At 39.1% G+C, this 13685-nt stretch carries 12 protein-coding genes; 9 read left to right on the forward strand and 3 right to left on the reverse strand.

Annotated features, from left to right (window positions below; all coding sequences use genetic code 11):
* The first annotated feature begins 55 nt into the window (after positions 1-55).
* From FHS59_RS12475 to FHS59_RS12505, 7 genes are all read left to right on the forward strand, one after another.
* The gene (locus FHS59_RS12475; RefSeq protein ID WP_184495473.1) at positions 56-1009 is read left to right on the forward strand and encodes a glycosyltransferase family 2 protein; all 954 of its coding nucleotides are present in this window, start codon (positions 56-58) and stop codon (positions 1007-1009) included.
* Positions 1010-1061: 52 nt separating this feature from the next.
* The gene (locus tag FHS59_RS12480; protein ID WP_246388424.1) at positions 1062-1949 is read left to right on the forward strand and encodes a lysylphosphatidylglycerol synthase transmembrane domain-containing protein; all 888 of its coding nucleotides are present in this window, start codon (positions 1062-1064) and stop codon (positions 1947-1949) included.
* A gap of 48 nt (positions 1950-1997) precedes the next feature.
* Positions 1998-2813 (forward strand): orotidine-5'-phosphate decarboxylase, encoded by an 816-nt coding sequence (gene pyrF / locus FHS59_RS12485; RefSeq protein ID WP_184495474.1) that lies wholly within the window; start codon positions 1998-2000, stop codon positions 2811-2813.
* Between the two features lie 96 nt (positions 2814-2909).
* Positions 2910-4205 (forward strand): DUF2851 family protein, encoded by a 1296-nt coding sequence (locus tag FHS59_RS12490; RefSeq protein ID WP_184495475.1) that lies wholly within the window; start codon positions 2910-2912, stop codon positions 4203-4205.
* A gap of 56 nt (positions 4206-4261) precedes the next feature.
* Positions 4262-4897, forward strand: a complete 636-nt coding sequence (locus FHS59_RS12495; RefSeq protein WP_184495476.1) for an acetyltransferase — start codon at positions 4262-4264, stop codon at positions 4895-4897.
* A gap of 136 nt (positions 4898-5033) precedes the next feature.
* Positions 5034-6029 carry an oxygen-dependent tRNA uridine(34) hydroxylase TrhO gene (gene trhO / locus FHS59_RS12500; RefSeq protein WP_184495477.1) on the forward strand — a complete coding sequence of 332 codons (996 nt, stop codon included), beginning with the start codon at positions 5034-5036 and terminating at the stop codon, positions 6027-6029.
* On the forward strand, positions 6010-6873 hold the full coding sequence (locus tag FHS59_RS12505; RefSeq protein WP_184495478.1) for a nucleoside phosphorylase: 864 nt from the start codon (positions 6010-6012) through the stop codon (positions 6871-6873). The genes trhO and FHS59_RS12505 overlap by 20 nt, the downstream gene beginning before the upstream one ends.
* A gap of 6 nt (positions 6874-6879) precedes the next feature.
* On the opposite strand, the gene FHS59_RS12510 is transcribed toward FHS59_RS12505, so the two are convergent.
* Complete coding sequence (locus FHS59_RS12510; protein WP_184495479.1) at positions 6880-7155, reverse strand: hypothetical protein; 276 nt, start codon at positions 7153-7155, stop codon at positions 6880-6882.
* Positions 7156-7268: 113 nt separating this feature from the next.
* Positions 7269-7898: a response regulator gene (locus FHS59_RS12515; RefSeq protein ID WP_184495480.1), complete on the reverse strand. Its 630-nt coding sequence runs from the start codon at positions 7896-7898 to the stop codon at positions 7269-7271.
* A gap of 392 nt (positions 7899-8290) precedes the next feature.
* Between FHS59_RS12515 and FHS59_RS12520 the strand changes: the two genes are divergently transcribed.
* Both FHS59_RS12520 and FHS59_RS12525 read left to right on the forward strand, forming a co-directional pair.
* The gene (locus tag FHS59_RS12520; protein ID WP_184495481.1) at positions 8291-10732 is read left to right on the forward strand and encodes a TonB-dependent receptor domain-containing protein; all 2442 of its coding nucleotides are present in this window, start codon (positions 8291-8293) and stop codon (positions 10730-10732) included.
* Between the two features lie 21 nt (positions 10733-10753).
* Entirely contained in the window at positions 10754-11470 is a 717-nt protein-coding gene (locus tag FHS59_RS12525) for a DNA alkylation repair protein (protein ID WP_184495482.1), read from the forward strand.
* 237 nt (positions 11471-11707) lie between these two features.
* Here FHS59_RS12525 and FHS59_RS12530 read toward each other — a convergent pair whose 3' ends face one another.
* On the reverse strand, positions 11708-13624 hold the full coding sequence (locus FHS59_RS12530; protein ID WP_184495483.1) for an ABC-F family ATP-binding cassette domain-containing protein: 1917 nt from the start codon (positions 13622-13624) through the stop codon (positions 11708-11710).
* Positions 13625-13685: the final 61 nt, after the last annotated feature.

Genomic DNA, 13685 nt, shown 5'->3' on the forward strand with positions numbered 1-13685 from the left:
GCCCCTTTATTGTCAGAGGAAGTATTTTGCCGTATTTTTGACCAAATTTATTCCCATGAGCAAGCCCCTTTTGTCAGTAGTTATTACAGTTTATAACGAAGAGGATAATATCAAGCCATTGCTGGATGCCACTTATTCAGCCCTTCAGGAAATCGATTATGAAGTAATTTTAATCGAAGATGGTTCTACTGACAAGACCGTTTCAGAAGTTAAGAAATATGCAAATGAGCGCACCAAACTCATCATTTTCAATAGAAACCACGGCCAAACTACCGCTTTGGCTGCAGGAATAGATATGGCGATTGGTGAGTATATAGCCACCATGGATGGGGACTTGCAAAATGATCCGACAGATTTGCCAATCATGCTTCAAAAAGCAATCGATGAGGAATGGGATGTAGTGGCTGGACGTCGAGCCAATCGAAAAGATGGCTTTGTTCTTCGCAAAATTCCTAGCAAGATTGCCAATTGGGTGATTAGAAATTCTACCAAAGTTTACCTAAACGATTACGGTTGCACGCTTCGCGTTTACAAAGCGGAAATTGCTCAAGGGATGGGACTGTATGGAGAACTCCACCGGTTTATTCCTGTATTGGCGAAGCAACAAGGGGCGAGGATGACAGAAATGGATGTGAAGCACCATCCGAGGATCCATGGTGAATCAAAATATGGCTTGAGCCGGACATTTAAAGTGATGGCGGATCTTATCCTCATGCTCTTTTTTCAAAAATACTTCCAAAGACCTATTCACCTTTTTGGTGGGATAGGGATTATTGCGTTTTTAATTGGTTTGTTGATCAATTTCTACCTGCTCATTTTGAAGATCATGGGAGAGGATATTTGGGGCAGACCCATCATGATTCTAGGCTTTATCCTGGTTTTAGGAGGTATTCAATTTATCACCACAGGTATCATCGCCGAGATCATCGTGCGTACCTATTTTGAGTCTCAAAATAAAACTACTTATACCATCAAAACGGTGTATCAAGGAGAACTCCAAACTATTTGAGTCAATATTTGAATTAATAAGAAGCAGGTTCGCCTTTTAGAATTAAGTCCGATTGGAAAAGAAATCAAACAGCCTTTGGAGGCGGTTAAAAACCGTATTGAAATTGATCCTGACTGGGCTGGCGATTTTCCTTGTCTTTCGTAAAATTGATACCGACCAACTCTGGCAGATTGCAAAAACTATTCATTGGGTTTGGTTGATTCCAGCTTTGGTGCTTTTTATCCTGAGTAAGGTTTTTACGGCATTGCGCCTGAATATTTACTTCAGGAATGTCGGTTTGAATATTTCTGAAAAGTTGAATTTCAGACTATACTCCATCGGACTGTTTTATAACCTGTTTCTTCCAGGTGGAATTGGCGGAGATGGCTATAAGGTTTATCTATTGAATAAACATTATAAAACCTCGGTAAAGTCTTTGGTCCATGCTTCGCTTTTGGATCGACTTGGAGGTTTGGTTGCCATTGTCTTTTTACTTTTGGTATTAGTGTTGCCAGTAGATTTGGAACTTCCATTTGATTCTCAGATTCCTTGGGAAGCGATTGTTGTCATTGGAGCGATTTTGGTTTACCCCACTTTCTGGCTCATTCAGAAGCTTTTTTTCAAAGCTTTTCTTCCATCTTTTCTTTGGTCAAATATCTGGTCCATGTTAGGGCAAGTTGCTCAATTAGTTTGCGCGGTTTTTATCTTATTGAGTTTGGGTGTGAATACTAATTTCATGGCTTATCAATTGGTTTTTTTGCTGTCTTCAATCGTAGCTGTTTTGCCTTTGACGATTGGTGGGATTGGTGCAAGAGAATTGGTTTTCATATATGCTCACACCTATGCAGGAATTGATGAAGCTACAGCTGTAGCATTCAGCTTGATTTTCTTTTTGATCACCGCATTGGTTTCCCTTTGCGGAGCATTTATTAAAAGTGGCCTTCCAAATCCAGAATCCTAAATTTCACCGAAGCATCATTTTAAGTACCTTTGCCAAAATATTCAAAACATGACCAAAGCAGAACTGTTCTCTCAGATCCAGAAGAAATCATCTTTTTTGTGCGTCGGATTAGATGCTGATATCACCAAAGTTCCAAGTCATCTACATTCTGAGAAAGATCCGATTTTCACTTTTTGTAAAGAAATCATAGAGCAGACAGCGGATTTTGCAGTAGCATACAAACCTAATATTGCATTCTTTGAGGCTTTAGGCCCACAAGGTTGGGAAACGCTACAAAAGGTAAATGAATTGATTCCAAAGGAAATTTTCACCATTGCGGATGCAAAAAGAGGAGACATCGGAAACACCTCAAAACTATATGCAAGGGCATTCTTTGAGAAAATGGATTTTGATTCGGTGACTGTGGCGCCTTATATGGGAGTGGACAGTGTGACGCCGTTTTTGGAATTTGAAAACAAGTGGGTGATTCTTTTGGCTTTGACTTCAAATTCCGGTTCCATGGATTTTCAGTTGATCAAAGATGAAGCTGGGAAGCCTTTATACCAATCAGTTTTAGAGAAAAGCCAGACTTGGGGAAATTCTGAAAATATGATGTATGTGGTCGGGGCAACTCGTGGTGAGCTAATCGGGGAAGTTAGAAAAGTAGTTCCAGATCACTTTTTCTTGGTTCCGGGGGTAGGTGCTCAGGGTGGAAGTCTCTCTGATGTGGCAAAATATGGAATGAACCCCAGTTGCGGCTTGTTGGTCAATTCCAGCCGTGGAATTATATACGCTTCAAGAGAAAAAGATTTTGGGATTTGTGCGAGAAAAGAGGCGGAGAAACTGCAGATTGAAATGAGTGAATTACTTGATAAGTATCTCTAAATAAACTTCCCTTTCCTAAAAACTTAAGCCAGAAATTCTGGCTTTTTTTCTTTTCGACTTTTTCTTACATTGAATAAGTTTTTAGGTAGTATTTTTATGGAATTCAGAGAAGATTTTTTACAACTCGTCTGGAAGTATCAATATTTTGAAAAGAATGAGTTAAAGACGAGTTCAGGAGAATCGATTCAGGTTGTTCAGATAGGTTTTCACAATTTCGGTGAAGGCCCGGATTTTCATGAATCGGTGATCATGTTAGATCAAGTTACACTTCATGGGCATGTGGAAGTCCATAAATATGCTTCAGATTGGAAGACTCATGCACATGGCGGAGATCCAGCCTATAATTCGGTCATACTTCACGTGGTTTGGGAAAATGATAAACCGGTCTACCGAAATGACGGCACTTTAATGCCTACCGTCGAACTGAAAGGAAAGATCTTTCTGAATATCTGGCGGAATTATGAGCGTTTGCTGGACTATAAATCTGAGTTGCCATGTGCTCACGCTGTGACAGAAGTTCCAGAAATCATCCGTTTCTCTGCTCTCGAAAAAGCCCTAGTGGAGCGTCTTCACGAAAAATCAGAATATATCTTACAGCTTTTGTCTCGAAATAAAGGTGACTGGGAAGAAACTTGTTACCAATGGTTATTTACAAGCTTTGGATTCAAGACCAATGCAAAAGCGATGGGAGAATTAGCTCTTTTGCTCCCCTATAAAACCTTGCTGAAGCATAGAGATAAATTACCGGTTGTCGAGTCGTTTTTGTTTGGCCAAGCAGGGTTGCTGCCTGAAGTTTCTGAAGAACCGTATGTTCACTATTTGATTAATGAATATGCTTTTTACCAAAAGAAATATGCCTGGAATACTTCTTTGAAGAGACAGCACTGGTCATTTATGGGGGTAAGGCCTAGCAATTTCCCAACTTTGAGAATTGCGCAGCTAGCGTCCATTCTTTCTAATGCCCCAAACTTGCTACAAGCTATAATGGAAGATACCAGAGGCTTTCCGGCTTTTAAAAAACTTCTTCAGGTGACTCCAAGTGATTATTGGCAGTACCATTTCTCTTTTGGAAAGCCAGCAGAAAGGAAAGTATCAAAAGGGATTTCAGATTCTGTTTTGCAACTTTTGATCATCAATTTTGTGATTCCTCTTTGGTTTGCTTACGGTAGGTATTTTCAACAGTCAGAATGGCAAGAACGATGCTTCGATTTACTTCAGGAAGTGGCTGCGGAAAATAATCATATCATTAAAAAGTTTCAGTCTGCTGGCTGGAATCCATCAAATTCATTTGACTCCCAAGGAATGATAGGCTTGTATAAAAACTACTGTAAACCAAAGAAATGCCTGCAATGCAAAGTTGCGCAAAGCCTCATCAAACGAGAAAGTAAATGATTTTTGCGTAAGCGTATGATTTCCCGTACTTTTGCACTCCGAAAAAGGAAAAAACTATGGAAAAACCGGTAATTATTTTTGGAGCAAAAGGTATTGCTCATCCCGCTCTTGAAATATTTAATAGCAATGAGGTAATGGTCTATGGTTTTCTCGAGGAAGACGAAAGCATGCATGGAACAGAAATCAATACTGTTTCTGTCCTAGGAAATCCAGAAGATGATGGTTTCCTAAAATTGATCGGTCAAAAAGCTGAAGCATTTGTGGCGGTGGATGATATGAAATACAGAAAGTTTTTGGTGGAACTGCTGAATGAAAGAAGAAAAGTACAGCCGATTAATGCCATTCATAATACTGCCTATATTTCTACTGATGCGGTTATCGGTCATGGAAACTTTATCAATGCAAAAGTTACTATTGGCACAGCTGCTGAAATTGGCCAGCATTGTATCCTTCATACGGGAGCAATCGTAGATCACAAAGCTAAATTGGGAGACTTTGTTCAAATAGGTGCTGGATCTATCATCAACGCTGAGGTGACTGTCGAAGAAGGCGCTTTTATAGGTTCTGGAGTGACAGTAGTTTCCGGAGTTACGATTGGTAAAAATGCCAGAGTGGGTGCTGGATCAGTAGTCATTTCCTCAGTAGGGGCAAATGAGACTGTCTTTGGAAATCCAGCTGCCAAGATTAAATAGGAGATTTAACTCCAAGCAAAGGGATTTGCAATTTGAAGGCATCATAAATTCATAATAAATTTGGAGACTCAAATCTAAAAGCTACAATTTGAAATCATAAATCCTTTAAACACCCTGCCGAAACAGGGCTCTAGTTATGGAAAATAATCAATACAACATCCTCCTGTATTATTGCTATGCAAAAATTGAAAATCCAGAAGAATACAGGGAGCAGCACCATTTATTTTGTGTAGAAAATAACATTCGTGGCAGAATTATTATTTCTGATGAAGGCCTCAATGGTACTGTTTCAGGTTTGAAAGAGGACTGTGAAAAATACATGGCCTATGTGCATGGCGATCCTAGATTCGCAAAAACTGAATTTAAGATTGACGAGCACGACAAACACGCCTTCACTAAAATCCACGTAAGGTATAAGCCGGAGATCGTTCATTCTGCTTTGCGTCATTTAGATCCGAATGTGAAAACAGGGAAGCATCTTGATCCTGAGGAATTCAAGAAATTAAAAGATCAGGAAGATGTCGTGATTTTGGATGTAAGATCCAATTACGAACATGAGCTTGGAAGATTTAAGAATGCTTTGACACTTGATATTGATAATTTCAGGGATTTTCCTGAGAAAGTGAAAGAGCTTGAGCATCTTAAAAACAAGAAGGTTTTGACCTATTGTACGGGTGGTATCAAGTGTGAAAAAGCCTCTGCATTTCTTTTAGAACAAGGTTTTGAAGATGTGTATCAGCTTCATGGAGGCATCATCAAATATGGCATGGAAGCTGGTGGAGAGGATTTTGAAGGGAAATGCTATGTGTTTGATAACAGAATAGCTGTGGATGTGAATAAGGTTAACCCAAAGGTGATTTCTACTTGTCATGTTTGTGGAACCAATTCAGATCGAATGGTAAACTGTGCAAACCCATCCTGCAATGCACATATTCCAATGTGTGAGGAGTGTGGATGGAAAATGGAAGGTGCTTGTTCTGATGATTGTAAAGAGAATCCGGAAAAACGCCCTTATGATGGCACTGGCTATTATCAAAAAAACACCAATGGATATAATCCATATAAAGGCTTAAAGCGCCCTTCTGTAAAAGAACAAATTACTAAATTAGAGGGTGAGCCGAATAATTCCTGAATCAGAACTGATTTTAAACGCTGATGGAAGCGTATATCATTTACATTTGAAGCCAGAAAATCTGGCTTCTCTTGTTTTTACTGTAGGAGACCCAGACCGGGTTTCCCTTGTTTCTCAATATTTTGATTCTATAGATTTTAAAACCCAAAAGCGGGAATTTGTCACTCACACGGGGCGAATTGGAGATAAAAGGATCACTGTTATCAGTACAGGAATGGGTACGGATAATATTGAAATCCTGATGACGGAGTTGGATGCTTTGGTGAATGTGGATTTAAAATCCAGACAAATCAAGCCTGATCATACCACCCTCCAAATTATCAGGCTGGGTACATCTGGATCTATGCAGGAAAATATTCCTGTGGGATCATTGTTGGCTTCCGCCAAAGCAATTGGATTGGATACGTTGATGCAGTTTTATCCGGAATTGCCAGGGTCTCAAGTTTGGGGGAAACACCTTAAGGATAAATTGAGTCTTGAGTTTACTCCTTATCAGGTAGAAGCGAGTAGTTTATTGTTGGACCAGTTGAATTCTGATTTTTTAAGAGGAATCACTTTAACCTGTCCAGGTTTCTATGCACCTCAAGGAAGAGAAATCAGGTTAAGGCCAAAGCTTGACCAAATGATCGAACGTGTGTCAGAATTAGAAATAGACGGAGAAAGGTTGACCAATTTTGAAATGGAAACTGCGGGTTATTACGCGATGGGAAAATTACTTGGACATGAAATGCTAAGCTTGAATGCAATCGTGGCCAACAGAAAAACTGGAGAGTTTGATAAAATGGCTGAAAAAACCGTGGATACTTTGATCCACACAGCTCTGAAGTTGTTCATGAAAAAATGATCACCCTTACGCTAAATATCTATTCATAGAAGAAACCTCGTCAAGTCGAAAGTCCTCCCACTCGTTGTAATCAATATCCATCATGATATGGTTAATAAACTCTTGGCATTCTTGTTTACAGATATAAATGCCAAATAGTCCTTCTGCTTTATTTACCAGAAAAGTCCTCCTGCTCTCAAACTGTTTGGTGATGTCAGTCCAAGATCCCAGAATCAATAATTCATCCCTGTTTTTGATGGTCTGAATGATCTTAAAATTTCCTTTTGAAGATGTGATTTTCATATTGCTAAAAATTAATTGCCCCAATTGATATGATCAAAGCTAGGTGAAAAAGGTACGCAACTCAATACGTATTAATACCTATTTTTTTACTTGAAATACAGAAAAATGCAAGTTCAATTGATAATGTCGCGGTTCTTTTGAGCCCAGAGAAGCAGAGAGTTATGTTTTTTCTCCAGTTTTAGCTTGGCAATGACATTGCTTCTGTGCTTGTCCACGGTTCTTTCTGCAATGAATAATTTATCCGCGATTTCTTTTGAGGAAAGGCCTTCAGCAATCAGACGTAAAATCTTTTTTTCCGAAGGAGTTAGATTGGTTTGATGAAGATCAGCAATATCTGATTCCTGATTTTCAAATAATTTTTCACTAAAAAATTGATTTCCATTTAGCACGGTTTCTATGGCTTTGGAAAGTTCAGTCAAGGCAAATTCCTTCAGTAAGTAACCTGATAAGTTTAGCTCCTTGGCCTGATGAAAAAGGTATAGCTCTTTATGAAGAGTAAGTAAAATAATCTTGGTTGGTATTTTGAGCTTTTTGCAGGCCTCTGCAATTTCTAAGCCTGTCTTATAGGGCATCTCCATATCCAGGATAGCAAGCTGAGGATGAAACTCTTCAATTTTTGAAAAAGCCTCATTTCCATTATTCGCAGTTGCCAATACCTCAATATCATTTTCTATTAGAAGATCTTCCAAGCCTTTTAATAACAAAGGGTGGTCGTCTGCAATGATAACTGTAGGCTTAGACATTTTAACTATTTGGGGAACGCTAATCGGGTTTGGAGCTTATCTTAGGTATTAAGAAAATTCTCTCCTTAAAAGTAATTTTTTCTTCGAGAACTTACCACAAATCTCCTTAAGGTTGAGTGAAATTTAGATGGTTTGTTTGTTAAATTAAGTTTAGACCTTTCGGATAAGCAGAGCTCTACGATTTTTCGAATCAAGGTTTCTCTACAAATGCACCCCATTCACAGGGAAAATAAGTGATTTAAATAGAAATAGTTCCAGTTACCAAGATTTCTTGATTTAGAAAACAAAGACTTAGACAATTCAGTTATTTAATTAGTAGGTGATTAACATTTTGATAATTAATCTCTTATGAATTGAATTTATTTTTTCTGAACTAATTAAACCAACCGAATATGATTTATGGCCTTAAGCCAATTGCTCTTTTATCTTTTTTAGTCTTCCTTTCTGTTTGCTCCTATGGACAAGAAATAAGGCTTCATGGGAAGGTTGTGGATGCCAATGATAAAACAGCTCTTGAATTTGCAAATGTGGCATTATTAAATCCAAGCGATTCCAGTTTAGTAACTGGAGGAATGACAGATATTAATGGAGGATTTGATTTTAATGCATCTGAAGGTCAATATATTTTTAGAGTTGGGTTTATCGGATTTCTGGAATTTTTTGAATCAGTAAATCTTGGAGATAAGAAGAATTTCAACTTTGGCACGATTTCACTAGCTCCGGATGCTCAAAACCTAGATGAAGTAGTGGTGGAGGGTGTTACTTCCATGTTTGAATCTGATATTGATAAGCGAACCTACAATGTCGAGAACAGTATCGTGGCAGAAGGAGCCACAGCATCTCAACTGCTCAGTACATTGCCTTCTATTCAGGTTGATGAAGAAGGTGGAATTACCATGCGAGGAAGTGGAAATATTCTTATTTACATCAATGGTCGGCCTTCAAACTTATCTGGCGATGATGCGGAAAGCATTCTTTCTCAGTTCCCAGCGAATAGTATCAAATCCGTGGAATTGATTACGAATCCATCTTCAAGATATGACGCTACAGGTGTCGGCGGGATCATCAATATTGTCCTGAAGAAAAATGAAAACCTGGGTTTCAATGGTCAGGTCAATGCTTCCATTGGAACAAGGGAAAAATACCAAGCGGGGATCAATTTGAACTATGGAACAGAAAAAGCCAATTTTTATGCTTCTTACAACTGGCAGAATAGATGGCAAAGAGAAAATGGTTTTGGAAATCGATCAACCAGTTTGCCAGACTTTTCTCCTACTCTAGAACAAGTTCAAGATGGATATGAAAAGGAAAAAACGAACTTAATAAGAGCTGGTGTAGATTATTCAGTGACAGAAAATAGTACTCTTGGGGTTTATTTTCAGGGAAATTTTGATGATGAAGTAGAGTACGCTCAAATCGACCAGGATAATCTAAGCTTGACTGGTTCGCTGGATTCTAGCTTTGTCAGGATCAATAATGAATTGAGTAAAAGCTCTAATTACGAAGGTGGAATTAATTATACCTGGAACGTAGATACCTTAGGTCAGAAACTATATACCTCCTTTTCTTATGCTTACGATGATCGATCTCAGGTAGAATTTTATGATCAGGAGTTTTTTACTTCTGAGGGAGCTTCGGATCCTAGTAAAATGTTAACTCAAATTAATGACAGGCCGAGAACGAGTACTCTTTTTGTAGCCCAATTGGATTATGAAAAACCTATCGGTAAAAATGGAAGTATCGAAACTGGCTTGAAAAGTACACTAGGTAATTGGCTGTGGAGTCAGCAGTTTTCGCAAGGAGATGAGTCAAATCAATTCGTTCCTACGCCGGTGGACACGCTGACCGATAGTTATGATTTCACTCAAAATGTTTATGCGGCTTATTTTACATTTAAAAATAAAGCAGGAAAATTTGGTTACCAGCTGGGTTTAAGAGGAGAATTGACGGACCAACTAGGAGAGACAGTTAGAAAGAATGAAAGTATTCCTGATAATTATTTCAATCTTTTCCCAAGTACATTTTTTAGCTATACCCTAGCTCCAGAAAACGAATTGACACTGAATTATACCAGAAGAATTTCAAGACCCAGAATCTGGGATTTAGCTCCGATTTATAGGGTGAGAGATCAATATAATCTGAGTATTGGTAATCCTTATCTAAAGCCAGAATTTACCGATAGTTATGAGTTTGGCTATATGAAAGGCTGGGAAAGGTATTTACTCAATGCCACAGTTTATCATCGATTCAGTACCGATGTGGAAACCAGAATTACCACATTGACCGATGATAATGTCGCGATTCAATCCAGAGAAAATGCCGATACCAGAGCTAGTACAGGCTTTGAATTAATCAATCAAATTCAGATCTCCAATAATTTTGATGCGACACTGACCGGTAATTTCTTTTACTCAAAAATTAATGCCAGTAATGTAGAGGGTCGGGATTTGAGTAATGAGAACTTCAGCTGGACACTGAGCTTATTGGGAAATATTCTTGTCCCTAAATGGTTTAGTGTACAGGTTCAGGGAAATTATAGAGGCCCGATCATTTTGCCTCAAGGCCAAATCGAACCACAGGCAACTCTCACAGTAGGTATGAGAAAAGATTTGTTCAATAACAAAGCAACGATAAGTCTGAATGTCAGTGATATTTTCAATACCAGGAAATTCAAAATCACAACAGAAGATCCTCGATTTACGCAGTACAGAGAATTCCAGCGTGAGTCTAGAATTGGTACACTTTCCTTTACCTATAGATTCGGTGGCTTCAAAGAAAAAGGTGCGGAAAGAAGTAGAAGAGAAGGAGGGGACGATATGGGGGATGATTTTTAAAAATTCCTCTTAAATTCAGGAATGACATTACTTGTAGAACAAATCAAGGCAGCTTTAAGGGATAAGGCAATTCCTGAAAAAGCTGCTTTTTTTCCTAGATTCTTTAAAGCAGGACCTGGGGAATATGGGGAAGGAGATAAATTTTTGGGAGTGAAAGTTCCAGAGCAGCGAAAAATTGCCAAATCAGTTTTCAAAGAAATCAGCCTAAATGAAATCGGAATCCTGATGAAGGATGATTACCACGAAGTGAGATTGACAGGAGTGATGATATTGGTTTATCGGTATGAAAAATTAAAATCCGATGAAGAGCGGAAAGAATTGGTTGATTTTTACCTCGATCATCTACCTTGGGTGAATAACTGGGACTTGGTAGATAGCTCTTGTCATCAGATTTTGGGTCATTATTATTTGAACAGGGATAAATCTCTTTTTTATGAATTAGCCGATAAAGACCACCTTTGGAGTCAGCGAGTGGCCATGGTAAGCACTTATTACTGGATTAAGAGAGATGAGTTTAAGGACGCTTTGGCCCTAGCAGAAAGATTTTTGGATCATCCTCATGACTTGATGCACAAAGCTGTTGGATGGATGCTTCGTGAAATAGGCAATAGGAATTATGATGTTGAATATGAGTTTTTGAAAAAGCATTATCAAAAAATGCCTCGAACCGCCTTACGTTATGCCATCGAGAAATTCGATGAAGAGGTAAGACAGGATTTTTTGAAAGGAAGGATATAAAATCAGAAGTCTAAATTCAGAAAGCTGAAATAGTAGTGAGGCTGAGCGCCCCGACAGCAGAACTGGATCGAATCCTATCTCGCCGCAGGCTTATCTTTTTAATAATATCTTCTATAAAAAACAGCTCTTCGATCAGATATTGAATAAGATGGCTACGCAGATTAAAGAATAGGGAATCTATCTCGCGAAGCGTATCTCGCCGAAGGCATATTTCAGCGAAGCTTTATCTTAATAAATTTACTCTATCCCGTCCAATTCACTTAACTCCAACCAAATCAATTCCAATTCTTCTAAAGCTGAATCTATTTCTGCAATACGATTGGATTGTTTGATCAACTCTTCATGATCATCGATACCCGCAGAGATTTTATCCGTGATGCTTGCTTTCTCTTTTTCAAGTTTGGCGATAGAAGCATTTACCTCTTTGAACTCCTGCTTCTGCTTATAGCTCGCTTTGGCTTTTGTCTGGCTGAGCGGAGTCGAAGCTTCAACTTTCATTTCTTCTTGATCCCTTTTTGTATCGGAAGTCTTGGTACTTGGTACTTGAGACTTTGTACTTTGTTCTTTCTCCCACTCTCTGAAGTCAGTATAATTTCCTGGGAAATCTTTGATCTCACCTTCTCCTTCGAAAACAAACAAATGCTCCACCAAACGATCCATAAAATATCGATCGTGGGAAACGATTATCAAACAACCAGGGAAGGTGTCTAGGAACTCTTCCAAGGTATTTAAGGTCATCAAATCCAAATCATTGGTAGGCTCATCGAGAATCAGGAAGTTTGGGTTCTTGATCAAAACCATCAGCAACTGAAGTCTTCTTCTTTCTCCGCCGCTTAGCTTTGCTATTGGAGTATGCTGCTGCTTGGGTGGAAAACCAAACTGGGTCAAAAACTGGGAAACAGTGATGGTTGCTCCCCCGGCGATGTTCACGACTTCTGCCACATCTTTAACGATGTCGATCAATCGCTTTTCCTCGTCAAAACTACTTTCTTCCTGTCTGTAATAACCAAAAGCGGTGGTTTGCCCGATGGATATTTTTCCTGCATCCGGCGCCAATTGACCAGTGATCATGTTCAGGAAAGTGGTTTTTCCGGCACCATTTGGACCTACAATTCCTATTCGGTCTTTCTTGCGGAAGGTATAGGAGAAATCATTGACGATGGCTTTATCGCCAAATGACTTTTGCATCTTTTCGATCTCGATGATCTTGTTTCCAAGGCGCTGTGTGGTTACGGTCAATTGAATATCACGTTCCTCACGTTTTTGAGAAGCTTTTTCTTTGGTTTCCTCAAAAGCGTCTACACGGTATTTTGCTTTGGTGCTTCTGGCTTTCGGTTGACGGCGAATCCAATCGAGTTCTTTCTTGTAAAGGCTTTTCGCTTTTTCCAGTTCAATGTCTTCAATTTCCATTCTCTCGGCCTTCTTATCCAAAAAATAACCGTAATTGCCTAGGTATCTATGTACTTTGCCTTGGTCGAGTTCCAAGATTTCATTCGTTACTTTCTCCAAGAAATACCGGTCGTGAGTCACCATAAATAGTGCAAGATTCGCCTTTGCTAGATAGTCTTCCAGCCATTCGATAGTTTCGAGATCTAAATGGTTGGTTGGTTCATCAAGAAGCAACAAATCAGGTTTTTCTAAAATGGCTTTTGCCAAAGCGACACGCTTTCGCTGTCCACCTGAAAGCGTCCCAACAGGCAAATCGGTATCATGAAGCCCCAGTTTTCCCAAAACTTCCTTTACCTGATATTCAAAGTCCCAAGCTTGGAAAGCATCCATTTTCTCAAAAAGAACAGCCATTTTATCGGAGTTATCAATGCCGCGTTCTGCTTCAAGCATTGCCTTGTGATACTCCTCGATCACTTGTAGGATTTCGGAATTACTTTGGTCAAAAATGGTTTGGTAGATACTCATGCTTCCTTCAAATACAGGGTTTTGGTGCACATAAGCGACCTTGACCTGCTGGTTGATTCCAACTTGCCCGGTATCTGGTATTTCCAATCCCATGATGATTTTCATCAAAGTGGATTTGCCTGCACCATTGATGCCGACTAATGCTATTTTCTGGCCTTGAGAAATGCCAAAAGAGATATTGGAAAAAAGCTTGCGCTCACCGAACGCTTTACTGAGGTTTTCGACCGAAAGGTAATTCATGCCGCAAAAGTAGGGAAAAGGCAATTGAGTATACCTATGACTTCCTAAGTTTCAGCAGAAA

The organism is Algoriphagus iocasae (assembly GCF_014206875.1).
Lineage (GTDB): Bacteria > Bacteroidota > Bacteroidia > Cytophagales > Cyclobacteriaceae > Algoriphagus > Algoriphagus iocasae.

What these genes read in the sequence shown, in the direction of transcription:
- FHS59_RS12495 (WP_184495476.1), top strand. Translation starts at nt 4,262, where the DNA reads ATGGAAAAACCGGTAATTATTTTTGGAGCAAAAGGTATTGCTCATCCC.
- FHS59_RS12530 (WP_184495483.1), bottom strand. Translation starts at nt 13,624, where the DNA reads ATGAATTACCTTTCGGTCGAAAACCTCAGTAAAGCGTTCGGTGAGCGC.
- FHS59_RS12490 (WP_184495475.1), top strand. Translation starts at nt 2,910, where the DNA reads ATGGAATTCAGAGAAGATTTTTTACAACTCGTCTGGAAGTATCAATAT.
- FHS59_RS12510 (WP_184495479.1), bottom strand. Translation starts at nt 7,155, where the DNA reads ATGAAAATCACATCTTCAAAAGGAAATTTTAAGATCATTCAGACCATC.
- trhO (WP_184495477.1), top strand. Translation starts at nt 5,034, where the DNA reads ATGGAAAATAATCAATACAACATCCTCCTGTATTATTGCTATGCAAAA.
- FHS59_RS12475 (WP_184495473.1), top strand. Translation starts at nt 56, where the DNA reads ATGAGCAAGCCCCTTTTGTCAGTAGTTATTACAGTTTATAACGAAGAG.
- FHS59_RS12525 (WP_184495482.1), top strand. Translation starts at nt 10,754, where the DNA reads ATGACATTACTTGTAGAACAAATCAAGGCAGCTTTAAGGGATAAGGCA.
- pyrF (WP_184495474.1), top strand. Translation starts at nt 1,998, where the DNA reads ATGACCAAAGCAGAACTGTTCTCTCAGATCCAGAAGAAATCATCTTTT.
- FHS59_RS12520 (WP_184495481.1), top strand. Translation starts at nt 8,291, where the DNA reads ATGATTTATGGCCTTAAGCCAATTGCTCTTTTATCTTTTTTAGTCTTC.
- FHS59_RS12515 (WP_184495480.1), bottom strand. Translation starts at nt 7,898, where the DNA reads ATGTCTAAGCCTACAGTTATCATTGCAGACGACCACCCTTTGTTATTA.